Origin of the sequence: Pseudomonas brassicacearum subsp. neoaurantiaca, from assembly GCF_013608025.1 — a bacterium.
Lineage (GTDB): Bacteria > Pseudomonadota > Gammaproteobacteria > Pseudomonadales > Pseudomonadaceae > Aquipseudomonas.
In genome coordinates, this window is sequence record NZ_VDLV01000034.1 from 1 (window position 1) to 378 (window position 378).

The following is a 378-nucleotide window of genomic DNA, read 5'->3' on the forward strand; positions in this document are numbered from 1 at the left end:
ACCCACTGTGGCGAGGGAGCTTGCTCCCGCTGGAGGCGCAGCCTCCCCTTGCGGTGTGCCAGATAGAATCTGAGGTCTGCTGCGCAGCCCAGCGGGAGCAAGCTCCCTCGCCACAAGGGAATGCGTTGCCCCGGCCAGCATGTGCAAGGGCACGGCATTCGCAATCGCGACGCCGAGACTTGATCTATCAACTGCCGCAGCACCTGGTCCACCGAAAGCCCCTCGATGCGCAGCTCTGGCGACGCCCAACGCTCGCAAGGCGCCCAGGACAGTGCCGACGGGCAGCAGAGTGGCGAGCCAGATCAAGAGCAGGTGTGAAGGCTTCATGGCTGTAACTCAATGCTAGGGTGACAACCCACTGTGGCGAGGGAGCTTGCT

At 63.8% G+C, this 378-nt stretch carries 1 pseudogene; it reads right to left on the bottom strand.

The features are described 5' to 3' along the window. Positions 1 to 161 precede the first annotated feature (161 nt). Positions 162 to 242 (bottom strand): annotated as a pseudogene (locus FHK92_RS27835) (hypothetical protein); the annotation flags it as partial. Between the last annotated feature and the right edge of the window lie 136 nt (positions 243 to 378).